Annotated in this window: 20 protein-coding genes, 1 tRNA gene and 1 riboswitch; of the genes, 7 read left to right on the top strand and 14 right to left on the bottom strand. The window is 37.1% G+C overall.

Features of this window, described 5'->3' with window-relative positions:
- Nucleotides 1-4 precede the first annotated feature (4 nt).
- Both ACLIJJ_RS11815 and ACLIJJ_RS11810 read left to right on the top strand, forming a co-directional pair.
- The gene (locus tag ACLIJJ_RS11815; protein WP_233314208.1) at nt 5-742 is read left to right on the top strand and encodes an AAA family ATPase; all 738 of its coding nucleotides are present in this window, start codon (nt 5-7) and stop codon (nt 740-742) included.
- Nucleotides 743-819: 77 nt separating this feature from the next.
- Nucleotides 820-1299, top strand: coding sequence for a hypothetical protein (locus tag ACLIJJ_RS11810; protein ID WP_233314209.1), 480 nt, complete (start codon nt 820-822; stop codon nt 1297-1299).
- Nucleotides 1300-1424: 125 nt separating this feature from the next.
- Nucleotides 1425-1507, top strand: a riboswitch (cyclic di-GMP riboswitch).
- Nucleotides 1508-1865: 358 nt separating this feature from the next.
- On the opposite strand, the gene ACLIJJ_RS11805 is transcribed toward ACLIJJ_RS11810, so the two are convergent.
- On the bottom strand, nt 1866-2096 hold the full coding sequence (locus tag ACLIJJ_RS11805; RefSeq protein ID WP_233314210.1) for a hypothetical protein: 231 nt from the start codon (nt 2094-2096) through the stop codon (nt 1866-1868).
- A gap of 428 nt (nt 2097-2524) precedes the next feature.
- On the opposite strand from ACLIJJ_RS11805, the gene sda reads away from it, so the two are divergent.
- Together sda and ACLIJJ_RS11795 are read left to right on the top strand one after the other, a co-directional pair.
- Nucleotides 2525-2713 carry a sporulation histidine kinase inhibitor Sda gene (gene sda / locus ACLIJJ_RS11800; protein ID WP_233314211.1) on the top strand — a complete coding sequence of 63 codons (189 nt, stop codon included), beginning with the start codon at nt 2525-2527 and terminating at the stop codon, nt 2711-2713.
- A 76-nt stretch (nt 2714-2789) separates the two neighbouring features.
- Nucleotides 2790-2879, top strand: a tRNA-OTHER gene (locus tag ACLIJJ_RS11795).
- Nucleotides 2880-3298: 419 nt separating this feature from the next.
- Here the strand turns inward: ACLIJJ_RS11795 and mngB are convergent.
- From mngB to ACLIJJ_RS11780, 3 genes are all read right to left on the bottom strand, one after another.
- Nucleotides 3299-7819 carry a mannosylglycerate hydrolase gene (gene mngB / locus ACLIJJ_RS11790; protein WP_411410926.1) on the bottom strand — a complete coding sequence of 1507 codons (4521 nt, stop codon included), beginning with the start codon at nt 7817-7819 and terminating at the stop codon, nt 3299-3301.
- Nucleotides 7820-7952: 133 nt separating this feature from the next.
- A complete protein-coding gene (locus ACLIJJ_RS11785; protein WP_233314214.1) occupies nt 7953-8678 on the bottom strand; it encodes a MurR/RpiR family transcriptional regulator in 726 nt (241 codons plus the stop codon).
- 49 nt (nt 8679-8727) lie between these two features.
- Nucleotides 8728-9270 (bottom strand): GNAT family N-acetyltransferase, encoded by a 543-nt coding sequence (locus ACLIJJ_RS11780; RefSeq protein ID WP_233314215.1) that lies wholly within the window; start codon nt 9268-9270, stop codon nt 8728-8730.
- A 242-nt stretch (nt 9271-9512) separates the two neighbouring features.
- Here ACLIJJ_RS11780 and ACLIJJ_RS11775 point away from each other — a divergent pair, with 242 nt between their 5' ends.
- The gene (locus ACLIJJ_RS11775; protein WP_411410925.1) at nt 9513-9767 is read left to right on the top strand and encodes a hypothetical protein; all 255 of its coding nucleotides are present in this window, start codon (nt 9513-9515) and stop codon (nt 9765-9767) included.
- A gap of 78 nt (nt 9768-9845) precedes the next feature.
- On the opposite strand, the gene ACLIJJ_RS11770 is transcribed toward ACLIJJ_RS11775, so the two are convergent.
- The 5 genes from ACLIJJ_RS11770 to vanR form a co-directional block, all read right to left on the bottom strand.
- Entirely contained in the window at nt 9846-10778 is a 933-nt protein-coding gene (locus tag ACLIJJ_RS11770) for a metallophosphoesterase (RefSeq protein ID WP_411410924.1), read from the bottom strand.
- Nucleotides 10779-10790: 12 nt separating this feature from the next.
- Nucleotides 10791-12710 (bottom strand): FtsX-like permease family protein, encoded by a 1920-nt coding sequence (locus ACLIJJ_RS11765; protein ID WP_411410923.1) that lies wholly within the window; start codon nt 12708-12710, stop codon nt 10791-10793.
- Entirely contained in the window at nt 12707-13468 is a 762-nt protein-coding gene (locus ACLIJJ_RS11760) for an ABC transporter ATP-binding protein (RefSeq protein ID WP_233314219.1), read from the bottom strand. The genes ACLIJJ_RS11765 and ACLIJJ_RS11760 overlap by 4 nt, the downstream gene beginning before the upstream one ends.
- A gap of 130 nt (nt 13469-13598) precedes the next feature.
- Nucleotides 13599-14675 (bottom strand): sensor histidine kinase, encoded by a 1077-nt coding sequence (locus ACLIJJ_RS11755; protein ID WP_411410922.1) that lies wholly within the window; start codon nt 14673-14675, stop codon nt 13599-13601.
- Nucleotides 14668-15363, bottom strand: coding sequence for a VanR-ABDEGLN family response regulator transcription factor (gene vanR, locus ACLIJJ_RS11750; RefSeq protein WP_233314221.1), 696 nt, complete (start codon nt 15361-15363; stop codon nt 14668-14670). The genes ACLIJJ_RS11755 and vanR overlap by 8 nt, the downstream gene beginning before the upstream one ends.
- 206 nt (nt 15364-15569) lie before the next feature.
- Here vanR and ACLIJJ_RS11745 point away from each other — a divergent pair, with 206 nt between their 5' ends.
- The gene (locus ACLIJJ_RS11745; protein ID WP_311315941.1) at nt 15570-16268 is read left to right on the top strand and encodes a DUF2711 family protein; all 699 of its coding nucleotides are present in this window, start codon (nt 15570-15572) and stop codon (nt 16266-16268) included.
- Between the two features lie 128 nt (nt 16269-16396).
- On the opposite strand, the gene ACLIJJ_RS11740 is transcribed toward ACLIJJ_RS11745, so the two are convergent.
- Nucleotides 16397-16867 (bottom strand): flavin reductase family protein, encoded by a 471-nt coding sequence (locus ACLIJJ_RS11740; RefSeq protein ID WP_233314223.1) that lies wholly within the window; start codon nt 16865-16867, stop codon nt 16397-16399.
- Nucleotides 16868-16912: 45 nt separating this feature from the next.
- Nucleotides 16913-18178, bottom strand: a complete 1266-nt coding sequence (locus ACLIJJ_RS11735) for an acyl-CoA dehydrogenase family protein (protein WP_411410921.1) — start codon at nt 18176-18178, stop codon at nt 16913-16915.
- Nucleotides 18179-18310: 132 nt separating this feature from the next.
- On the opposite strand from ACLIJJ_RS11735, the gene ACLIJJ_RS11730 reads away from it, so the two are divergent.
- Nucleotides 18311-18865, top strand: a complete 555-nt coding sequence (locus tag ACLIJJ_RS11730; RefSeq protein ID WP_411410920.1) for a TetR/AcrR family transcriptional regulator — start codon at nt 18311-18313, stop codon at nt 18863-18865.
- Nucleotides 18866-18991: 126 nt separating this feature from the next.
- Here the strand turns inward: ACLIJJ_RS11730 and ACLIJJ_RS11725 are convergent, their stop codons facing one another.
- From ACLIJJ_RS11725 to licT, 3 genes are all read right to left on the bottom strand, one after another.
- On the bottom strand, nt 18992-20422 hold the full coding sequence (locus ACLIJJ_RS11725) for a 6-phospho-beta-glucosidase (protein ID WP_411410919.1): 1431 nt from the start codon (nt 20420-20422) through the stop codon (nt 18992-18994).
- 11 nt (nt 20423-20433) lie between these two features.
- Nucleotides 20434-22314: a beta-glucoside-specific PTS transporter subunit IIABC gene (locus ACLIJJ_RS11720; RefSeq protein ID WP_233314226.1), complete on the bottom strand. Its 1881-nt coding sequence runs from the start codon at nt 22312-22314 to the stop codon at nt 20434-20436.
- A gap of 104 nt (nt 22315-22418) precedes the next feature.
- Nucleotides 22419-23255: a BglG family transcription antiterminator LicT gene (gene licT, locus ACLIJJ_RS11715; RefSeq protein WP_237941252.1), complete on the bottom strand. Its 837-nt coding sequence runs from the start codon at nt 23253-23255 to the stop codon at nt 22419-22421.
- Nucleotides 23256-23645 lie beyond the last annotated feature (390 nt).

The following is a 23645-nucleotide window of genomic DNA, read 5'->3' as shown; positions in this document are numbered from 1 at the left end:
TGCTATGTTCCTAAAAAAAATCTCACTTCTGGCAGACAGCATGCCAAAAAGCAGCTATCCCTTTTCCATCCCAGCCCTTAAAAATTTACGGGAATTGAAATTAACCAATAAAGTAACCTTCTTTATCGGCGAGAATGGCTCAGGCAAATCGACATTGCTCGAAGCGATCGCCGATAAATGCGGCTTTCATACAGCAGGAGGTGGGAAAAACAATTATTATGAAGTGCATTCTGCTAACTCTGATTTAGGTGACTATATTCGGTTATCTTGGATGCCTAAAATTACAAACGGCTTTTTTCTGCGCGCTGAATCCTTTTACCATTTCGCGACATATCAAGATGAACTGGAAAGTGACAAATTAACGCGTACTAACTACCGAGCTTACGGCGGCAAATCTTTGCTTGAGCAATCACATGGCGAATCCTTTTTAGCTCTTTTTCAAAACCGCTTTAACGGGCAGGCCATCTATTTACTCGATGAGCCCGAAGCTGCGCTTTCACCGCAAAGACAATTAGCCTTTATCCGTATTCTTTATGATTTGGCTGAGTATGAAGATTGTCAGTTTATCATTGCTACACACTCCCCTATCCTGCTTGGATACCCAAACGCATCCATCCTAAGCTTCGACGATGGCGAAATAAAAGAAATACAGTATGAAGACACAGACCATTACCAGTTAACAAAGTATTTTTTACAGCACCGAGAAAGGATGCTAAGTGAACTGCTCAAAGACGATGAATAATCATCATGACCTCTAATGGATATTCTTCTAGAAATAGGAAAATATAAGAATATCTTCATCTACACAAGGAGTCATTTATGATTGGTATGCTAGCTGCCATTATTCTTTTTAATGCTGTCGTCTATTTTATAAAAAAGCGTTTAACCTGGAACCAAATTTTGCATATATGGATGTTTACCATCGTGTTCCAGTTGATTTTTGATGTATATATTGATTTGAAATACCATGCCTATTGGTATTTGTCAAAAGGGATTGACTGGCTGGCAATTCCCCAGCTATTTTTATTGGTGCCTCCTGTTAATATTATTTTTTTGAATTATTATCCATTCAAAAAAAAGCTAAAATCAAAAGCTGTTTACATTGCAGTTTGGGCTTGTGCCATAGTCTTGTATGAACTAGTAACATTGCTGCCAGAGCCTTGGGGCTATTTTCATTATGGCTGGTGGAAGATATGGTACTCCATTTTGTTAGATCCTTTTCTGCTCATCATCGTAGTCAAATACTACAAATTTATTTGCCGTTTGGAAGCAAAAGCAGAAAAACATGCACCAACTTAAAAATGAGTATAATTTCTCAGTTGAAGAAAAAAACATTTACAAAAAATTAATATGTGATAAAAGTCACCCCTTAGGAATCCAGGAGCTGCATGCGTTTTCCTTGACATTTCTTCGTATAATGATAGAATCGACTTGGGCAAATTTTACGAAAGTAAAAGACGCAAAGCCACGGGCCTAAAGCAAAAGCAATGGCAGCCGGGTTGCAGATAAAGAATGTGAGGCCGCGAAAATTAAGGATAGAAATCCCTGATTACGCAGCCTATTAAAGAACGACACTTCCTGTCTAATTTGCCTTAATAAATTAGAAAAGAGGAGAAGTATGTTTTATCCAACTGTTCTTAATGAAAAAACCAGCCTTCGACATATCGTGAAAGATAGGCAGTATTGCATGTGCGGTTCTAAGTATAATCCATATGCAACACTTGAAAAACGTGATTTTAAACGGATTGAATTTAAGCAGGAGCATGAAATTTCTTGCCCTAGCTGTAAAAGAATGTCTCATTAAGTGTAAAAAGGGAGCTGATGTCAGCTCCCTTTTCCTAATTTATGCAAAAAAAAAGAGCATCTTAACGAATGCCCATAACGCTTATATACTCTCTAAAAAAAACGCGTAAATCCTTTTCCTCATTGTGCAGTTCATAACTTTCCAATCTCAGTTTGGCTAATTCTTGCTGCAGGCTCTTGTTGGTTGAATCATGCTGGAGCTGTTTTATAATTAAAATCGACTTGGCCTTTGTTTCAAATTGGGCTTTAGCCAATAACTTCATTTCGTTGATAAAAGAGTCTTCTTTTAACATTTAAACACCTCCTATATATTCACTTCGACATTTGCTATTCATTTCCTTTTTTTTTCGCAAAAGTATCTTTTTTTCTTCCATCATTTTTTAGTACTTTAAACCCATAACATTTTTTTGTAATACAGGAAAAAAATACCTTAGCAACTACTTTCATAAGAGCTACAATAAAAATACAAACATAGACATGCTTAAAATATTTTTAAGGAGGATTTCTATGATTAAATCTTTTATTTGCTATATGCGCAGGTATCACAAATTCGACTATTATAATGATAGATGCAAAACTTGCGGAAAACTTAGAAAGCATCCTTAAAAATACAGAGCCTTTATAAGCTCTTTTTTTTTACAAAAAATTAGTAGAAAACAATGTTTAGTGGGGCCGGCGCTAGGGAAAAATGGGATAAATGATACTTATGAGAGGTGTTAATATGTCTTCCTTGAGACTCTTAAGTAATCAATCCTTGCTTCTCGCCTATCGGCATGCCCTTCGTTTACAGCTTGATCCAGCATTTACAATAATGCTTAAACAGGAAATAAAAAGGCGAAGACTTATCCGTATCGTCTATAAAGAAAACGAGAAATTTCTCTCTGAGCAACCTAAAAAAGGGCCAATCTAAGAAGCAGGAATTGGTGAAATGAATCAAGCTTTTAAAAAAAGAATAAAATTACGAAAATCAGCCCATACTATAAACAGGACTTGTAGCTCAACGGATAGAGCGACCAGGTTGTTCTAACATGAGAACAGCTTAGCGTATTTTGCGGGTTCAAATCCCGCCAAGTCCTATTTCCCTCCAATATACTCTCCACACTTCTATAGGTGATACAATGTCTATTCCTTAGTACTAACCGGTATTTTCCAAACAACAAAGCGCTGTCAGTGGTGGATAATTAAAGAAAATATCGCATTTTGACTGGCTATCCTTGTCGGCACAGTTTTTACCTTCTATTTTACATATAAAAATTGTCTCTTTACTTAGTGACAAACTTAATTGTCGGTGCTGGACTTTTTTTTGCTTTAAGCAAAAGGTATGAACACTTTATCAATTGGTGAATATCATGACGACTGTAGTCGCTGTTCTAATTTATCTATAACAAAGATGGCAAGGTGAAAGAGCGGGAAGAAAACGCCTCCTAAACGAGGCGTTTTTTGTGTATTTCCTACGATTGCGCCATTGCCCGGGAAATCTGCAAGACTTTTCAGATTATTTTTCTATTAATACAGTTTTAGCTTGGTTAGAACGGATAGAGAGAGAGAAACTATTGTCATATATAGGAAGCAAAGATTCAATATTTTCATTTAATTGACAGAGCCAGGCTTGTTTCAGGCTAGCGGCGTTGAAGCTGACAGAAATTTCGCCTTCGGTTGCAGCAGGGTTATACATCCGCACTATGAAACCGTCGCAGTTTTCTGCTTTTTTTAATGTACTTAACACCTCCGTTCCAGTTCCCTTTTCCTGAAGCAAACTGAAGCATAATGGCGTTTGCTTGTGTGACGAGTTAAGCTTCATCGCATGATAAGGAATTTTATTATATGTTTCAATAGGGGTTCTGAATTCTTTAGAGATTCTTGCTGTATATTGTGTGCCTTTACTGATGGAAATAGCAAATTCGACGTTAAGAATGCCTTGCATTTGCGAATCAGGTGTAGGAAGCTTGATTCCTGAAGGGCGTCCTGGCCTTCTTACTAAATTCTCCTTGCCAAGGTAACCAACACTGCGTAAGAGCGTTAAAGCAATCGTGTCAAAATGGTCTCCTATAATTTCATATTCTCTAATGCTGTTTGTAATAGCGCTAACCGTATAATGCTTATCATACAGGCTTACATAGGACAGCATTGGATAAATCGCATCAGGCCGCTCATCCCAATCTTCTTCCTCCCAGCTGTGCATCGCTGGATCGCTAACACCTCTTTTAATAGACCCAAACTGATTATCTGCAACAGAAAAAGCAGCAGCAATCTTTGTAGGAATTAACGTCCGTAAACGATAATCCTTTGCCTGATTATTAATTTCTCCAGACACTTTGATTATTTGCTGATCAGTAGGGATGATTATTTTCCAAGTTATCTCTGTGAGTGAGCTGTTTATATGCTTTTTTCTGTCCTCAGCGTCTTTTGGAACAGCGATTTTGACTTTCATATCTATTCGCGCTTCTAAGTCATTTTGGGAAATCGCATAAGAAGTGACAGCATGATGATGAACAACAGGCTCCTCTGCAAACACAGGAGAATAATCATACTCATCTCCATCATCGCCGGACGTTTCTAAAAGCAGCACATTACAAAATGTTCTGTCCATACTCTTATCATAAATAGTCAACGTCCCATTGAGATTAACGGTAATTCGATAAAATGGTGTTTCAACAGTATCCTTCTCAACGAAGGATACTTCTTTTTCTTTGTCCATTGGTACAACAAAAAAAGTTTTGTAGCCCATAGACGGAATAGTTGACTTAAATTGAATATGATAACGCCAAAAGGGTTCATAGTTTCCGTAATGAACAAGCTGCCTGTCAATCAAGCCAGGGTCCACCATTTCTTTAGCTATCATTTCAAACGGCACCTCATAACCATCTGCATCTTCTAAAATAAAGGAGCGATGTATCGTTGTAATCACTGCATTTACCGTATCATGTCTGCTATAAGGAAGAAGATTAAAGGCTGTGAGCAAATCCTCCTCTCGGTCTGTATCAATAGAATCAGTAATTTTCCGCTTATAGAACTCTATCAATCTGTCTGTCTTTTCTTCTGCCAGCAAAAAACGATTTTTTATTTCGGCATGAACTTTGTCAGAACAGCAGCAGCCAATACTGTCATGAGCATGATTTTTCAGGATTTCTTTCCAAATCAACTCGATTAAGCCATGATGATATTCAAATCCTAAAGAATAAGCGATAGCTGCTAATGGCTCAAGAATATCGACTAGCTTATTTTCAATTCGGGTATTGGCTGCCTTTATATCCATTCTGCTTGAATAAATGCTGCGATGAACTCGCATGTATTTGCCATCAAGCAACTCACCTTTTATAGTCGGCAAATGCTGCGCTAAATCTGCAAAACTATCTTGATAGCTGCTTAATAAAAACTGTCGATCTGGATAGATTTCTTTCAAGTTCTCGATAACTTGAAAGATATTTTTCTGGATTGGCATCTGGTCATGGCCATTTGGCAAAATAACACTCCCATTCGTGCTGCCTTTGTCCAATATTGGCAAATATTTATCCATTCTTTCGCGGAGTGCCACCTTGTTTTCTGGCAAATATTTGCCGATTGCATATCCTAACGGCAGCAGCTGAACAAGTACTTTGGAGCCTTCATCACTTTCCCAGTAAAATTCAGTTTTATCCGTTCCGTGCCGTTCAGAAGCTCCTCTCCAAAAAATAAAATGCTTCATATCAAAGCCATTTAATAGCTGCGGCATTTGCGATGACTGGCCAAAGGAATCAGGCAAATAACCGATCATCATTGCCTGGCCAAAGGCAGCACAATCCTTTAAGCCGTAAAGTAAATTACGGACAATCGACTCTGCTCCAACAATCATTTCATCTGTTTGTGTATACCAAGGTCCAATGAACAGCTTCCCCTTTTGCACAAGCGTTGTTATTCTGTTGCGGTTTTCTGGTTTTGCTGCTAAATAATCTTCTAAAATAGCTGTTTGGCCATCTAGCAGAAATGCTGGATAATCTGGGTTGTTTTCGAGCATTTCGAAAATTTCCTCCATGTTGTTTACAAGCAAGATCCGCGATTCTTCTGTTGAGAAATACCACTCTCGATCCCAGTGCATATGTGGGATAATATGTACTTTCTTCATCTTTCCCCTCCTGTTTCTTTGCTGAGTTTTCTTTGCCTGCTGATGATTAAAAGTGCTGTTGAAATACATGCTCCAACACATGCTGCGCCAAGCCAAATAAAACCAGCCATAAAGATTGATTTTCCTTGCAATAAGGCTAGAGAGAAAATCCCTGCTCCAGGGACGTTCAAGCCAATTTGCGAGCTGTACAACGGCGCCGGTAACTGCGGAACCAGCGATTAAGGACGGGATAACCCGAAGAGGATCGTTCATCATAAACGGAATCGCTCCTTCTGTAATCCCTGCTAATCCAAGGAGCCATGTTTGTTTGCCGATTTCCCGTTCTTGCTGATTAAAGAATTTCTTGCCAATAATAGTAGCTGCCGTTACAGCGAAGGCAGAAACCATTTTAACGGAAGCAAACGCTGCATAAGGAATAAAGTTGCCACTTGCCATCGCACCAATACAAAATGTGTAAGCAGCTTTATTGACAGGACCTCCCAGATCAAACGAAACCATCGCACCAATGATGGCCCCTAAAATAATGGCATTTGCGCCAGATAAATCTTCCAGCCAAGCATTGAGAGCTTGATTCAGCCATGCTAAAGGCTCGCCAACTACAAACAGCATGACAGCGCCAACGATTAATGTTCCTGCAACTGGATAAACCCAAAAACTAATAAAGCCAGCAAATATTCCATTCGTTTTAAATCTGTGCTTAAACCATTTGAGCAAAAATCCTGCCAGAAATCCGCCCAGCATCCCGCCTAAAAACCCGCTGCCAATTAAATTAGCTGCAATTCCCGCAGCAAAGCCTGGGGCAAGTCCCGGTTTATCCGCGATAGAATAGGCCATATACGCTGATAAAATCGGAATCATCAGCTGCCCGAGCATTCCGCCGCCAAGCTGCCTTAACAGCCACAGCCATGAGCCTTCAAGCTCATATACATCCTGTAATCCAAATGCTTGTGCTATTAATACAGCAGCAGCCAAGGTCATTCCTCCTGCGACAATAACAGGTATGATATAAGAAATACCTGTCAGGATGGAGTCTTTTACCTCTGTTTTAAAGGATTTGTTATCTGAGCTATCACTGTCGTCTGTCTGCGCATAACTATTTTTTTCTGCTGGCTGCCGTTCTGCTATGTTAATGGCTTTAGTGATGATTGCAGAGGCATTTTTCAGAGGTGCAGCAACATTTGTCTTCACTTTAGGCAAATGGCTGTATCGCTGCTCGTCTTTAATAGCCACATCGTTTGCAAAAATCACCGCATCTGCTCTATTTAAATGAGCATTCGTATGCATGTCTTCCACACCATTGGCACCTTGCTTCTCAACCAGCACAGCAACACCCAGCTCCTTGCCTGCCTGTATTAATGCCTCTGCTGCCATATACGTATGAGCCATGCCTGCTGGACACGCAGTAACCGCTAAAATCGTTTTGCTAGTCCCCGGTAGTTCAAAAGATTTTTGCTCGTCCGTGTTATCAAGCTGCTGCCATAACTCAACAGGGCTTGCCGCATTCAATAACCGGTGTTTATAGTCGTTATCAAATAAACGTTTCATAAACTCAGAAAGTAATGTTAGATGAGTAGAACCTGCTTTATCTTCTGGAATCGCCAGCATAATAACCAATTTTACTTCATTGTCTGGATTGACACTTTCCCAATCCAATAACGGCACTTTAACTGTAGCAATTGCAAAAGCTGCTTCTTTTACAGCTGTTGATTTTCCGTGCGGGATTGCAATGCCCCCCTCAAAACCTGTCGGTGACAATTGTTCCCGCTCCAGCACAGAATTAAGAAATTCTTGTTCAGAATATAGCTTTCCTTCCTTGTAGAGCAAATTCGTCAAAAACTCAATTGCCTGCTGCTTCGTTGCAAAATTTTTGTCGGTACACAATAAGCGGACAGATGTTAAGTCTCTTAACTTCATAGAACTAACCTCCTTTTTTGAAATCGATTTCATTTTTTCGGTTTAATACTAACAAAAAAAACAAGAAGAGCAGCTTTTCTTCTTGTTTTTACACAAATAAAAATTGTTTATGGAATTTTTGTGTATTTTTCACTTAATTTATGCTCCAATACTGTTCTGACAACGCTTGAAGTACAATCATAACAGGTGTTTTATCTGTAATGTTATAACCATTTTTCAACCTTTTAGGGGAATAACAGTATAAATTGTAATCTGTTAGTTTTTGTAGTGAATTATGACTAAAATGAGTCAAAGATATCGTTTGGATGTTCTGCTCTATTGCTAATTGGGCGATTTCAAGAACAAGCGGTGTTTCTCCTGAAAGACTGATTGTAAACAGCACATCTTGCTTTGTCATCGATTTAAGCATATGCATTAGCTCATGTCTGTGACTTAAATAGACAGAGCTTTTGCCGACTACTCTAAGATTTCTTACCATCATTTCACAAAAATCAGCAGAGTCACCAGCACCGTAAAATAAGATAGTTTTAGCAGAAACAAGTTTCCGCGCCAGTTTTCCAAGCAACTCTGCATCAAGAAGATCATATGTCTTTTTTATAAAAGCGAATGAAAGATGCTCCTCTGACTGTGCCGCTTGCAGCTCATCCTTCATGCTGTTTTTCATATGAGAAAAGCTGTCATAGCCAAGCTTTTTAGATAACCGTGTAATCGTATTAGGAACAGTGTACAAAGCAGCTGCAGAGGTTTGAATTGAATGATGGATAAAATCTTTTTTATGCTGAAGAATATACTCTATTATTTGGTCATCCGTATCATTAAGCTTATAATCAAACATATGTACTCGCTCTTCAAAGTTCATCTAAACTCACACCTAATGATAATTTTAGTAAATAGACAGAAAAGACCATTCACTTATCCATTTGCCTGCGCCAAATCATATGATGCGCTCCCTCTCCCCAATAATCTTCTAACAATAAGTATGGACTGCCAAGTTTTTTCGTCCATACTTTTTGAGCGAGCTGATAGCCGCTGTCCAAGCAATATTCTTTTATTCCCTTGCTTTTTAAGACTTCGAGGATGGCCTGCAAAAGCAGTGTGCCAATTCCTTTGTTCTGATGATCTGGATGAACAAACGCTGTGCCCACCTCCAACATATCAGTGAATTCTCCCTTTGTTTCTCTTACTATTAATGCACTTACAGGGCCATATGCAATGCAGCCGAGCAAGTCTCCAGTAGCTTTATCAGTTGCCAATAAAAAATATCGCTTCTTTCCGCCGCTCGCAAAATCTTCGTTAAGCTGGTCCAGCTTTTCTTGAAGCTCCGTTTGTCTGTCCTCGACAAGATTGGCAATACCATTCTTATCAAACGTGCTTTTGAGCATGATATCAAAAAAATGCTGCAGTTCTTTTCGGTCTGTCTCGAGCGGCCGTCTTATTTCTATTAAATGCATCTTTATTCCTCCCCATTATGCCTGTTTTTTCTAGTGTAATCCTTTTCTTCATGCATATAAATAGGACAATAATATAACTTGTGATAAGTTCCTATTTTTTGTAATATTAAAATCAAAGGAGTGGATATTAATGGAATTAGCACTCAGTTTGTTTCGGTTTGTGGGGGAGATCATCGCAGCTATTGCGATGAGTGCTTGGGCACATTATGAGGAAAAATGGAAAAGAGACTAATCATACAAAGATGACTGATAATAAACTGCCTTGGTATCTGAAAGAAAAAGTATTGTTTGTGCTGTGCTTTATATTACCGCCAATTGCCTATTTCATTGTAATGGCTAATAAGAAAAAATTAGGCAGAAAACGGTACTTAGAGCTCTTAACATTTTCGACATTAATGGTTAGTATTTGGCTGTTAAAATTCCTGCCAAACTTGCTGTATTTTTTGATTTTGCTTATTATCGTCCTGGCACTCATATTTAAGCCCTGGAAAAAATAAAAAAATAAGAGGAGTTTCCCTCTTATTTTTTTTAATGAAAAGATGGACTTTGCACTCCAAATTACCAGCTTTTATAGGTTACTTTGCTTTTAAAGTGATTAACCCAATGCTCGGTGTATTAAACAGACGAAATTGTGCAAACCAAGGTCCACTTACACCTAATCCGTTATTTATATATTGGGTATGATTATCAACCGTATGCACACCTGTTACGTTCACTTTACCAGGAAATAAGCCAAAATTCGGAGCATACAGCGGACCGATAATCGGCAATTTGAATTGTCCTCCAAGCGTATGACCGTTAAGACTGACATCCCATTGTCTCCATTCTTTGTCTGCATCATTTAATGTTGTTGTCCGATATTCATGCAGATACGGATCTTCATAATCAATTTCTGTGGCACGGTGGGAGATTTCAACCGTAAACGGGTCTTGCTGCTCCTTAAGTCGAGCTTCAAACTCTTCTTTTTCTTCTAACAATTGACTTGAAATATCACCTGCTCCTACTTCATTCATGCCAACATACGGATTTGTTTTTAACCAAATCGAGTCTCCTCCCTTCTTAATCTCCATCCCTGGATAGAGTGGCTTGACATTATATTTTGTAAACAAATCATAAAAACGGTCACCCTTTTTCAATGCAGCCGTACTGTTATCTCCATCCTTATCACCTAAAATATAATACATGTCGTTATTTTTCGGCATTCCCTTTAATAAGCTTTCAAGCGGCTGCAAATTCTCTTCTTCTTCGGAAATATAGTCTCCTGTGAAAACAACTGCATCATACTGCTGTTTTTTTATTACATTCACTAGTTTTTTTTGATTGTTTCCAAATTCCTTTCCTTTTAAATCAGATATCTGCAAAATTTTAAAGTTATCAAATGCTGCTGGTAAACGATTATGAGCAATTGTCACTTTGTCTACTGTTACATGTGAATTGCTCCAGATAGTGCCAAGTAGGAATAGAATAATTACACCAATAATAATCCAAGCTGTTTTTATTTTTTTCACTTTCATTCTCCTTTAGTGCTTAATGATTTTTTTATAGCTTTTTTCGGTGAATAGATAGGTTGCACCATAAATGACTGTAAAAATGATTGCTGCAAATAATCCGCTGCCTAACACAACAAGCCAATTATCCATTGCAGCGATACCAATGATTTTCGTTACAAGCGGCAAACCGGCTCCTAAATGAAGTAGTGCTACGGTGAGTGGGGCAAAAAACATAATCAGCGTTTGCTTTCTAATGGTTTTCATAATTTCTGCTTCACTCATGCCTACTTTTTTCATAATGGCAAAGCGATTTCGATCGTCATAGCCTTCTGAAATTTGCTTATAGAAAATCATTAACGCTGTCTCGGCAACTAAAACCGCACTAATAAAAATTCCTAAAAACAGCAATCCGCCAAAACGAACTAACAGTGATTCTTTGTAAATTGACTTTGCTTCTACATCCAAATAGCCAATTTTGTCGGCCTCCTCTGCAATCGCATGGGAAAAATCATTCACTGCGTCTGCATCCCCCTGTAAGTTAAAGTCTTGATACATAGTAAGTGAGTTTTCCAAATCTAGTGTTTGCGCAAATTCACCAGTTAACGGAGCAATGACGTAAATCCAATTGCGATCAACACTGTCAGCAAGGGCTGTATCAATTGGCAAATCTTCAACCATACTTTTCACTTTAAATGATTCTTCGTTTAGGTTGATGCTTTGTAATCCTGCAGTCTCTTTATCTATTAAAAGCATTACTTCATCTGCAGCTAGCGAAATATCCTCGTTTGTTAGTGTATTAAAATCTTCTAACGGCAAAATAAGAAAGAAGTCTTCCTTTCCATCTCCTGTTAAATCAGCAGCAAACTGTCCCCCGCGGTATGATGCAGCAGATGTAGTATCAACATCATAACGATTTTTATTGTTATCGATAAATGTTTGCAGCAGCTGCTGCTCAGGGATGTTTTCTGCCGGATTTGTAATGGATACATCGAACTGAAAGCTATTGTTCAGCATCGTATTAACACCTAAATATAAGGAAATGGTAGTTGTCATAACAATTAAGGTCGCCGTGCTTAACACAGCAATATTTGCTAATCCGACCGCATTTTGTTTCATCCGAAAAATCATGGTTGAAATGAGGGTAAAATTGTTTTTGTTATAATAAATGCTATTCTTTTTGCGCAGCATTTTAAGGAGAACAATACTTGCCGCAATAAAAAGCAAGTACGTTGCTGCCACAACAAGGACTATTGCTGTAATCATCGCATTTATATCTAATTTTGGGTCTTTAACAGTAAATGATAGAAGATATCCTGTGAATAAGAGGACACCACCAAGCACTGCCAGCACAAGCTTCGCCTTCGGTTCCCGCTCCCCTATTTTGGCCCCTTTCATTAATTCAATCACTGAAACAGAGTGAATCTGCTTTAAGTTAAAGACCAGGATAATGGAAAAGACCATTATGAATATGCCAATCGTTTTTAATAAGGCAGGTATAGAAATCATACTGACTGTTAACGGGACCTTCATCATGGCGGACATAGCTATGCCGACAGCTTGATTTAATACTAGACCAACTGCAATGCCACCTATCATTGTGAATAGTGCAATAAGCGCAGTTTCTAGTATTAATATTTTTCGAATATGCTTTTTCTCCAAACCTAATAAATTATATAAACCCATTTCCTTCTTTCGTTTCTTAAATATAAAGCTGTTGGCATACATCAAAAAGAACAGAGATAGTACGGTAAACAATAAACTGCCAAACTTCATCACGTCGATGGTAAAGTTCCCGCCTGAAATGGATTTCAGCGCATGAGCATTGACCAGGCTGTTAATGGTATAAAACAGGGCTATAATGACCATGCAAGTAAATAGATAGGGCCGAAACATTAAGCCATTGGTTTTGATGTTCGTTACCGCTAATTTCACATACCATTTTTTATTCATAGGCTGCGGCTCCTTTGTGCAATTGCTGCTGATTGCATGTCAAAAATTTGTTGGGTGATATCTTCATTCTTATCTCTTTTATGGATCTCACTGTTGATTTTTCCGTCTTTAATAAACAGCACACGGCTTGCTTTACTTGCTGCATACACACTATGTGTCACCATAATGATGGTTTGGCCCGCTTGATGAAATCTTGCAAACAAATTCAACAGCTCCTGTGCAGAACGAGAATCGAGTGCGCCAGTCGGTTCATCAGCTAAAATTAAGCTCGGGGCTGTGATTAACGCCCGTGCAACTGCAGCTCGCTGCTGCTGGCCTCCTGAAACTTCGTACGGATATTTTTCTAAAAGATGATCAATTTCCAATATGCTTGCTAAATCCTTTATTTTTGCATTCATCTCCTTTACAGAGTGATCAGCAAGGACTAGCGGTAAAAAAATATTATCCTTTAAGGTGAATTGATCTAATAAGTTAAAATCCTGAAACACAAATCCTAAGTGCTGCCGGCGAAATGCTGCCAATTCATCATTTTGAATTTGTTTGTAGTTCACACCCTCCAGCAGTACTTCCCCTCTTGTAACGTCATCTAAAGAAGCTAAAATATTTAAGAGTGTTGATTTGCCTGAGCCTGACTCTCCCATAATGGCAATATATTCTCCTTTATTTACAGTGAAGTTAATATCAACCAATGCCTCAACCTTTGCACCTTTGTGAGACTGATAAACCTTTTTTACATTTTGCACCTTTAAAATTTCCATACTTATCCCTCCGAAAAATAAAAAAAGCCTTTGCTTTCAGTACTTTAATCATACTGAAACCAAAAGCTTTCTTTATTTGCGTTCTATAACAATTATCTGCTTTTTTTCTGCGTAAAATCTTACAAAATTCTTACGATAACGGCAGCTTCACAGTAAAGTTAATCTTTTGCCCATTTGAACTCGCTGTTATCGTGCCATGATGCTGTTCCATAATTTGCTTAGCAATAGCCAATCCAATCCCAGCACCGCCGCTTCGAGTCGATCTCGCTGCATCTAAGCGATAAAATTGTTCAAACAGGCGATCCAGCTTGTCACGTTCAATCGGATATCCTTCATTACTGAATTGAATCACCGCACTGTCCTCATCCTGCGTAATAGAAATAACAATTTCACTATCCTCAAAGCTATAATGCACAGCATTGCTAACTAAGTTATCAAATACTCTTTGAATTTTCTCTGCATCACAAGCAATTTCGATATGTTGCGAGTCTTCGATACGATATGTTAAATTTTTAGCTCTTAATATGGGCTGAAACTCAAACAAGAGCTGCTCCAGCATAAATGACAGATTCACTTTGCTGTAATGTAAGGAGATGGCCGATAAATTAAAGCGCGTTATCTCAAAAAACTCATTAATTAAATCATCTAAGCGCTCTGCATTAGACATTGTTACATGGATAAATTTTTGATACATCTCGTCTGAGAGATTTTTCTCATCTCGCAGTAATGTTAAGTAACCGATAATCGAGGAAATCGGTGTTTTCAAATCATGTGCCAAATACACAATTAAATCATTTTTCCGCTGCTCCGCTTCCTTTGCTGCACGCTCTTTTTCCTTCAGCTCATACCGCAGTCTTTCCATCCCCTCCTCTGCATCCTTTAAGATAGGCGGAAGCTGTAAGTCGTGTTTCTCTTCAATCGTGATCGTTTCTAGGTTTGCTGATAATGTAACTAAATACGTTATCAGCTGTCTTCGTTGAATGATTAAAATAATAAATACGCAAGCAATAAATACACTTGGTGCCAGCAACAATAAACGGTTACTTGTCCATTTAACAGCATCTCCTATAACACCCGATAACGCTTGTGAATCATTAACACTTACTAGAATAAAAGACAAAAGAAAAATAATAACAAAACAAGATAAGGTCATGATGAAAAAGCGCAGTGCTAAATAGTTGGAGATTTGCTTAGCTTTCTTATTCAATCTTATACCCCACTCCCCAAACAGTTTTAATAAACCTCGGCTTTTTCACAGGCTCCTTCAGCTTTTCACGCAATCTAGCAATATGAGCCATCACTGTATTGTTATTCTCAATATATTTTTCTCCCCATACCTTCTCAAATAGCTCCTCAGCTGAAATAACTTTTCCTTGGTTTTCAGATAAGTGCCATAAAATAGAGAACTCGATCGGCGTTAACTCGATTGGTTCCTCAAATAAGGAACAGCGATGTGTGGATTTATTAATTTTTAATCCTCTAATATCGTACTCCTCTACATCCTTTACACTTCCTGCCTGTTCGTTGTAACGTTTATATCTGCGCAATTGAGTTTTCACTCTTGCCACTACCTCAAGTGGATTAAAAGGCTTTGTTATATAATCATCTGCTCCAATTGTTAATCCAGTAATTTTATCAATATCCTCAATCTTAGCTGTTAACATAATAATTGGATAAAAATATTGCTCCCGAATTTTTTTGCATAATTCAAATCCATTTATGCCCGGTAACATAACATCCAAGATCGCTAAATCATATTCTGTTGTTTTTATACGCTCTAATGCATCCTGCCCATTATGAAAAGTATCCACTGCATATCCTTGATCCTTCAAATAAATCTCCAATAAATTAGAAATATCCTCTTCATCTTCAACAAGCAATACTTTTTGATTCACTGCAAAATCCCCTTTTACTGTTTATGTAATTTCTAAAAATGTTTTTTTAGAATGAATTACTTTCCAATAGTATACATTAACTTTAAACTAATAGTTATATATACTCTATGAAAAGCCTTGAAGTAAGGATTGATTCTACCTTTTATTATCATCATCTGCAGCTGTGTAAATATATTCTGTAAAAAGACAATGTTTGTCTAAATTTAGTGCTTAAAGGAGGAGAATACTTGTTAGATTATATTTGGTTTGATGACCAATCACCTGTTCTAAAACAACTTCCAAGCAACTTTAAATCTGCTGCCATATTACTACACCCTTTTGTCCAAATGCCTTTAGGGTGGGAGGAATCTATGAGAAAAACCCCTTGCGAACATATCTATCCAAGTAATAATGACGCCCTTACTATTGGAAAGCCTGTTTCTTGGCGGGAAATTATGTCTTATAGCGGGCTAGATTCTTATAATGCTTTAGCCTTAGCTTTGTTAACCTCTATTTATGCTCTTAAAAAAGAATATAAAGAAGTGGACTTATCTAACAAGTTAAATTCAAACCTAAAATCAGATCTTTATTTTCCAACAGATGATAGTACATCTGTATTCTTGTTACATAGCTTACTGAAAGTTCTTGGCTCAAGAGGTGCTAGCAAACTATATTATTTAGACCCAATCTTAGAAAACAGGGGGATATTAAATATAAATGATGCTACCCCTTTAGATATATGCAATCTATGTGATAAAGAGTTAATTGTGACGGATGAAAATATGGATTTCGCTTTTATGAGCTTGTATGAATCCTTTACAACCTTGTTCTTTACGAAAGATAAAAATATCGAACAAATTGTTCAAACGATGAATGGTGAAGCTGTTATATGTGACCAAAAAACGTTTATTAACTGGTATTTTTAAATATTCTTTTTGAATAAAAAAGCTGCCATGTTCATCACACAAGAAATGCTCTCCCTTTAATAGAGGGAGAGCATTTCTTGTGTGATTAGAATAAAAAAGTTAAATGATATCCGTATATCAATTTTCCGTTAATCTATCATCTCTTCTTTCAAAGAACCGTACTTCCCGTTATAGTAAATAAGCGGCGCCTTATCTTCTACATAAATATCGGTTACTTTACCAATGAATAATATATGATCTCCCTCGATATGCTCTCCACTGACTTCACAGGCAATCTGCGCAATTGATCCTGGAATTACTGGTTTCCCATCAAGACGGTTAAAATCAACTTGTTTGTCCTTTAGTTGTCCTGCAAAAATCATGGATACTTCCTGCTGATCTTCGCCCAAAATATTCACTGAAAAGGTTTGACTCGATTGCAATTTTGCTAGAATACTTGCTTGTTTCCGTACAGAAATAACAATCAATTTTGGATCAAGAGATACTGACATAAAAGCATTAGCTGTCATTCCGTGTACTTCGCCCTCTACTTCTGTAGCAATAACTGTTACCCCTGTAGCAAATTTCCCCATTGCTGTGCGAAATTGTTTATCATCCATTTTAAACATTGCTCCCTCTTTTTTATGATATATTCTTGCTAACTTTTACGAATGATTTCCAATCAATTCATCTTTTTTTAAAATGGATGCTGCACCTAATGTCATGATATGCTGTGGAGGTATACCCATAAGGACCCTTCCGTAAAGTTCAAGACCAGTGGATGCAGTAGTAAGCGCATGATTAGAACCGCCTCGGATATCTCGGAATATCTGCGACAGTCGATTCGAATCAGCTATGACTCCACCACCGCTTTCTGCCATTAGCATATCCACTGCCTCCCAGCACAACATCGAAGCATATGTCATATCTATTTGAAGTTGTGCCAATTCTTTTATACTGAATTTTTCTCCTGTTTGTACTTTATTCTCTAAATTATCAATCGTACGACTGATATGAAGATGAGCAGATTCAACCTTCATAGCCGCAAGCCCTACTTTATACTGAATATGGCCTACTTCTGCCTGAGAAGTGTGAACTGTCATGGTAATTGGCTTATTAGGCGCTTTTTCAACAAAATATTCAATAGCCCCTCTTGCAAGTCCAAGGATTGCGCTGATTCCTGTAGTTATACTAGTGATAACTTGTACATAAGGTCTATATTTGTCGCGTCCTTCTAGGTTTTCTATAGAAATAATTTGGGACATATCCTGGACGGTGACGTATTTTTCAGGTATGAATACATTTTTCATCTCTAAACTATTACTTGCTGAACCTTTTAGGCTCATCGTATACCAATCATCTACTATTTTAATGTCATTCATCGGAACAACTGCCAACTTCATTTGCATTGCCTTGCCTTGCTGTATGGTCCTAATGTCGTTTAAATTTAATAATGCATGAGTGGCATGCTTAGATCCTGAACCAAATCCCCAAAATCCGTTCTCTACTAAATAGCCTCCCTCTACTTTTTTTATATCTGCCTTTCTTGCTTGCAAGACAGAACAAAAACGCACTTCCTCTTCTTGATTAAAGACAGTATTTAATACTTCAGTGGGTAAAGACAGAGAAGCTGTATAATTATTTCCGTTTATTATTTGAACCACCCAGCCGACTGAACCATTCCCCTTAGCCACTTCAGAAATAATTTCTACCATGGCACGGATACTAACTTCATAACCTCCGTATTTTTTTAGTGTCCCTAGCTTAAATAATCCAGCATCTGATACTTTTTTAATGACCTCATCCGGAATATGTCTCTCCTCATCGATTCTTCTGCCAAATTGCTGAAGATACGGAACTAACTCCGTTGCATTCTCCAATAGCTGCTGTTCCATTGCTGTGAGCTTTTTATTTGTCATTAAATGGACCATTAATATCTCCCCTTTTTCTACACATGTATATTTAATTTCCGTTTGTAGTTTATATGTTAAGTTGTATAATTAAAGACATCAACCGATGAAATGATCGTTCTGTTGAATAACTATACAGAAAGAGGAAATTGTATGGATAAAATGAAACAAGATGACCTCCGAATAAGAAGAACCCGCAAGCTACTGTTCCATGCTTTATTAGAGCTTATGGAAAAACAAGCCTTTGAAACTATTTCAGTTAAGCAGATATGTGATTTAGCCATGGTTCATCGAACCACTTTCTATACTCATTTTCAGGATAAATATGATTTACTTTCCAGTGCTATAAGACAGATTGCCGAAGAAGAGTTACCTCTTGCTGGTAAAACTCTTTCCCCATCTGAAAGCTTTCAAGAGATATTGTCGGTAGCAACTAAACATCATAAGTTATTTTCGCAACTTTTAAATAAAGAGAGGGATTCTCTAAGCAATATATTACGAAGAGATATGGGAGAAGGGATAAGAAAATACTTGGTTGAAAACTATGCTATGGAAGAAAATTCGATTGAACTTCACATTAGAACAGAAGCCTATATTGGAGCCATTCTCGGGGTGTTAAATTGGTGGCTAGAAAACAATATGTCTATTGATTTAGAGACTTTAATGAGCAAATTGGGTATTGTTAATGAGTGGGATTTTTTTGGATAATAAATATGCTGTTAGTATGGATTAATTCGGAGTATTTTTGATGGAAACATAAAGAAGGAGGTACTTTTTAAGTAGCTCCTTCTGCAAATATTACTATCTATTCTCATTTACCATTTAATCATACTTTTAATTCGATAAGTCTTCGCCATTTGTTTGAATTACCTTCTTATACCAGTTAAATGACTTTTTCTTCGTTCTGTTTAAGGTACCATTACCATTATTGTCTCGGTCTACATAGATAAAACCATATCTTTTTTTCATTTCACCAGTACCTGCTGACACTAAATCAATGCACCCCCAGCTAGTATAACCAAGAAGGTCCACTCCATCCTCGTCTACAGCTTCTTTCATAGCCTGAATATGTGCCGCTAGATATTCGATTCGATAATCATCTTCTACATACCCCGATTCATCTGGTATATCTACAGCACCAAGGCCATTTTCAACGATAAATAAAGGTTTTTCATAACGATCATATAAATCATTCATAGTAATACGTAAACCTAAAGGATCAATCTGCCATCCCCATTCACTTGCATGGAGGTACGGATTTTTTATAGTAGGGAATAGATTACCTGCCGTTTTTTCAACATTAGAATCTTCAGCTGCTGCTACACGGGAAGCATAATAAGAAAACGAAATAAAGTCCACAGTGTGTTTCTTTAGGATTTCAAGATCCTCAGGCTTCATATCAATGGATATATTGTTCCTAGCTAATTCTTTTAGCGCATACGCTGGATAGGCTCCTTTTGATTGCACGTCAATGAAAAAGTAATTCCCTCGATCGTTTTTCTTTGCTTCCCACACATCTTCTGGTCGACAGCTGTAAGGATAATAACTAGCAGCTGCTAACATGCATCCTACTTTATTTTCAGGATCAATCTCGTGAGCAATTCTAGTTGCTTCTGCACTTGCAACAAGTTCATGATGTGCTGCTTGATATTTTACTTGCTCCTCATTTTCGCCTTCTTCAAAACAGATTCCTGCTCCAAGAAATGGTGCATGTAGAATCATATTAATTTCATTGAAAGTAAGCCAGTATTTTACTAGACCCTTGTATCGAGTAAACAATACAGTACATAAGCGTTTATAAAATTCTATCAACTGCCGATTTCGCCAACCACCATAATTTTCAATCAAAGGCATTGGACAATCGAAGTGGGTGATTGTCACTAAAGGCTCAATTCCATATTTATGGCATTCTTTAAATAGGTCTTCATAAAATTTTAAACCTTCTTCATTTGGCTCCAGTTCATCGCCCTTTGGAAAAATGCGACTCCATGCAATCGATAAACGATACGTTTTAAAGCCCATTTCACCGAATAACCTAATGTCTTCTTTGAAATGATGGTACATATCAATCGCTTCTTTAGCAGGATAATAATACCCTTCTTCAAATTCAAACATTCTCTTTTTACCTGTAATAATACTTCTACGATCACTACCTGTTGGAATAACATCTACATTTGCTAAACCTCTTCCACCTTGATCGAATCCGCCTTCACATTGATTTGCAGCCGTAGCTCCGCCCCATAAAAAATCTTTTCTAAATCCCATTATTCTTCCTCCTATTTCATTATTTTAATTATTTCTTCTCCAAACTTAATTGCGTTATCATTTGCTGTTAGTATTTCTCCAACTTCTGCCGAATTTGTAATCACAATCGGAGTAATTGTCTTATATCCTTTTGATTTAATTCCCTCAAGGTCAAACTGAATCAACTTATCTCCTATTCGAACTTCTTGTCCTTTCTGAATAAGATACTCATATCCTTCGCCATTTAGTTGAACTGTATCTATTCCAATATGGATTAAAAGTTCTATACCATCTTCACTCGTAAGACCTATTGCATGTTTTGAATCAAACACGGCGCTTACTGTACCATTTATCGGTGAAACAACCGTACCTTCTGATGGTTCAATTGCAACACCTTGCCCTAATATTTCTTCTGAAAACATGCCATCATCTACGTGCTTTAAACCGTGTAAAGTGCCTTGCATCGGAGATAAAACTGTTGCACCATTTATATGCTGCTTCTCCTTTGCTGCCGGTTTTTTTGGTTCAGATGCTCCATCAACTACTGATTCTACTGGATCTTTATAAAGTATTAATGTTGCAATAAACGTTACTACAATACTGATAACTGCCCCTATACATGCAAAATAGAAGAAACTTAATGTGTTGTCTCCAATATAACTAGGTAATGTTAGCAGACCTGGTGAGCCACCAGAAAAGTTTCTTACTCTAAAAATCCCCATGAATAACCCACCTACTCCACCGCCAATCATTGCCGCGTAAAGTGGTGTTTTAAAGCGTAAATTAACACCATATAAAGCAGGTTCTGTAATACCAAATAGACCAGTCAAACCAGCAGAATAAGCTAATTGTTTAATCTTAGTATCCTTAGATTTAATACCAACCCCAATAGCAGCAGCACCTTGGCTTACATTGGAAGCAAGCATTCCAGGATAAATCACTGTATCATAACCTGTTGTCATCCGATTGTTAATTCCAATTGGAACTAGACCATAATGAGTACCTGTTGCTACAAGTAATGGAGTGAATGTACCAACCAACAATGGCACGATCCATGGACTAACAGATTCTAAAGCTGTTATTCCATTTGATATAGCATCACTAATCAAATAACCAATAGGTCCTAATACCACAAGACTAACTGTTCCTACAATAAAAATCGTAATCAATGGTTTACTAAAAAACTTAATTGCCTTTGGAGAAAGTTTATCTGCAATAGGTTCAATATAAGACATAAACCATACAGAAAGAATAATTGGTATTACAGAAGAAGAATAAGATACTGCTGAAATCGGCAGTCCCAAAAGATGAATGCTACCTCCAGACTCTTTTACTGTATTTACCATCGTAACAAAAGATGGATGTAGTAAGATTCCTCCAACCATTATAGCTAAATACATATTTGTCTTAAATTTTTGTGCAGAAGATGCTGCTAGCAAAATAGGCAAAAAGTAGAATGCAGCATCTGCCATGAAATTAATAACTTGATAACTTTGGCTTTCCGTTGTTAAAACCTTAAATACAACTAAAACAGATAAAACTGCTTTTAGCATCCCTGCCGCTGTTATGGCTGGAAGAATCGGTGTGAAGATACCTGTAATTGTATCAATCACTTTTGCAAAAGTAGAACGTTTATCTTCTCCTTTAGCCTCTTCCCCTTCATTTGAAATATTGGTTTGCTTAGTTATCTCTTTATAAACATTTCCTACATCGCTTCCAATAATAACTTGGTACTGACCACCTTTGTTTACTACTCCCATTATACCGGATGTGTTTTTTAACGCTTGTTCATCCGTTTTTGTGTCGTCTTTTAAATTGAAACGCAAGCGTGTAGCACAGTGATTCAAACTTTTAACATTTCCTTCACCACCAACTTTGTCGATGATTAATTTCGCTAACTCTTGATAGTTCATCTCTATCATCCTCCGTTTTAGAAAAAATGAATAAAAAAATACCTAAATGAATTCCTCAAAACACAGAGGGTCCATTTAGGTATAGCCTGCAAACAGTAACAATCCTAGTCATTTGTTATTCTTTTTATGTGTATCGTTAAATAGATTAACTCATCTTCTTCTAAATCTTTTCCAAGTTCCTTTTTTATATATTCCCTAATTTTCAATGCACAGGCATACTCGTTTGTATATTTTTCCTTCAACATAAAAATAAAACTCGTTGTCCCTGCATCATCCAATTTCACATCACTATACAAACGTTGAAAGAAAAATTTCAAGTGCGTGATAAATCGTTCGTAATAAAGGGAATACTCGTCCAACTCAATTTTGAAGTGAAACTTTATAATACTTAGAATATTTTGGATAACCTTCGCTATTTCTGAAACGCGACTTATTTGTCCCATATCCAGTTCTGCATTTACAATATGTAAGGCAATAAATCCAGCTTCATCTTCCGGTAAATCAACCCCAAGCCGGTTTCTTACAATTGATAACGCTTCTTTGCCAATTAAGAACTCATGGTTATAAAACCTCTTAATCTCCCAAAGAAGAGCATTTTTAATTTCCATCCCATTCTCATAGCGCTCAATTGCATAACTAATATGATCAGTCAATGTTAAGAAGATGTTTTCACTTAATTTTTTTCCAAGTGAAACCTTCGCAAAGCTAATGATTTCATTGGCAACCTGAATATGTTCGAGTGGGATGGAAGAAAGCAACTGGGTTAACTTATTGACACTCCACTCCTTTGAACTGAGATAAATATTCTCAATTCGAGTTTCATCAATACCGTCGCCGACTTTTTTCTTAAAGCCGATACCGCTTCCCATTACGACAATTTCATGATTATCATGATTTCTTGACAATACGATATTATTATTAATTACTTTATAAACATTCATCGATAGTCCCTATTCATCTTAAAATTCATTAATTAAAGCCATTCATTAATCAAAGCAAACATTAGGTATAGCCCACAATAAAGCGGTAACAATCCTTGAGGTAAGTCTAGCATAGGTAATTTCTTGTTGTCAATTTAATATTTACCAGTATTACTTGCCTATTAAAATTGTATAGCTTAGTACTAGTAGATTCCATAAAAATTGGATATTATTCTATCAAAATCGTCGATTCTTCACGATGATTAGTTTTATTTTCAAATCTACAAATCCTTTCAGGCTTATCAGAAAAAGACACGTTATATGAAATTGGATGGTTAAATGGAATAATTGAAACTGAATATACTACAGTTGAGACAAAAAAGAGCATTCCTTCTAAAGAAAATGCTCCAC

This window comes from Niallia laureatilytica (assembly GCF_046613985.1).
In the GTDB taxonomy this organism is placed as follows: domain Bacteria; phylum Bacillota; class Bacilli; order Bacillales; family Cytobacillaceae; genus Niallia.
The sequence above is the reverse complement of the archived record's forward strand: the minus strand, read 5'-3'. Positions and strand labels throughout refer to the sequence as shown.

Coding starts and splice junctions, on each gene's coding strand:
- ACLIJJ_RS11815 (WP_233314208.1), top strand. CDS start 5: ATGTTCCTAAAAAAAATCTCACTTCTGGCAGACAGCATGCCAAAAAGC.
- ACLIJJ_RS11810 (WP_233314209.1), top strand. CDS start 820: ATGATTGGTATGCTAGCTGCCATTATTCTTTTTAATGCTGTCGTCTAT.
- ACLIJJ_RS11805 (WP_233314210.1), bottom strand. CDS start 2,096: ATGTTAAAAGAAGACTCTTTTATCAACGAAATGAAGTTATTGGCTAAA.
- sda (WP_233314211.1), top strand. CDS start 2,525: ATGTCTTCCTTGAGACTCTTAAGTAATCAATCCTTGCTTCTCGCCTAT.
- mngB (WP_411410926.1), bottom strand. CDS start 7,819: ATGAAGTTAAGAGACTTAACATCTGTCCGCTTATTGTGTACCGACAAA.
- ACLIJJ_RS11785 (WP_233314214.1), bottom strand. CDS start 8,678: ATGAACTTTGAAGAGCGAGTACATATGTTTGATTATAAGCTTAATGAT.
- ACLIJJ_RS11780 (WP_233314215.1), bottom strand. CDS start 9,270: ATGCATTTAATAGAAATAAGACGGCCGCTCGAGACAGACCGAAAAGAA.
- ACLIJJ_RS11775 (WP_411410925.1), top strand. CDS start 9,513: ATGACTGATAATAAACTGCCTTGGTATCTGAAAGAAAAAGTATTGTTT.
- ACLIJJ_RS11765 (WP_411410923.1), bottom strand. CDS start 12,710: ATGAATAAAAAATGGTATGTGAAATTAGCGGTAACGAACATCAAAACC.
- ACLIJJ_RS11760 (WP_233314219.1), bottom strand. CDS start 13,468: ATGGAAATTTTAAAGGTGCAAAATGTAAAAAAGGTTTATCAGTCTCAC.
- ACLIJJ_RS11740 (WP_233314223.1), bottom strand. CDS start 16,867: ATGGATGATAAACAATTTCGCACAGCAATGGGGAAATTTGCTACAGGG.
- ACLIJJ_RS11735 (WP_411410921.1), bottom strand. CDS start 18,178: ATGGTCCATTTAATGACAAATAAAAAGCTCACAGCAATGGAACAGCAG.
- ACLIJJ_RS11730 (WP_411410920.1), top strand. CDS start 18,311: ATGGATAAAATGAAACAAGATGACCTCCGAATAAGAAGAACCCGCAAG.
- ACLIJJ_RS11725 (WP_411410919.1), bottom strand. CDS start 20,422: ATGGGATTTAGAAAAGATTTTTTATGGGGCGGAGCTACGGCTGCAAAT.
- ACLIJJ_RS11720 (WP_233314226.1), bottom strand. CDS start 22,314: ATGAACTATCAAGAGTTAGCGAAATTAATCATCGACAAAGTTGGTGGT.
- licT (WP_237941252.1), bottom strand. CDS start 23,255: ATGAATGTTTATAAAGTAATTAATAATAATATCGTATTGTCAAGAAAT.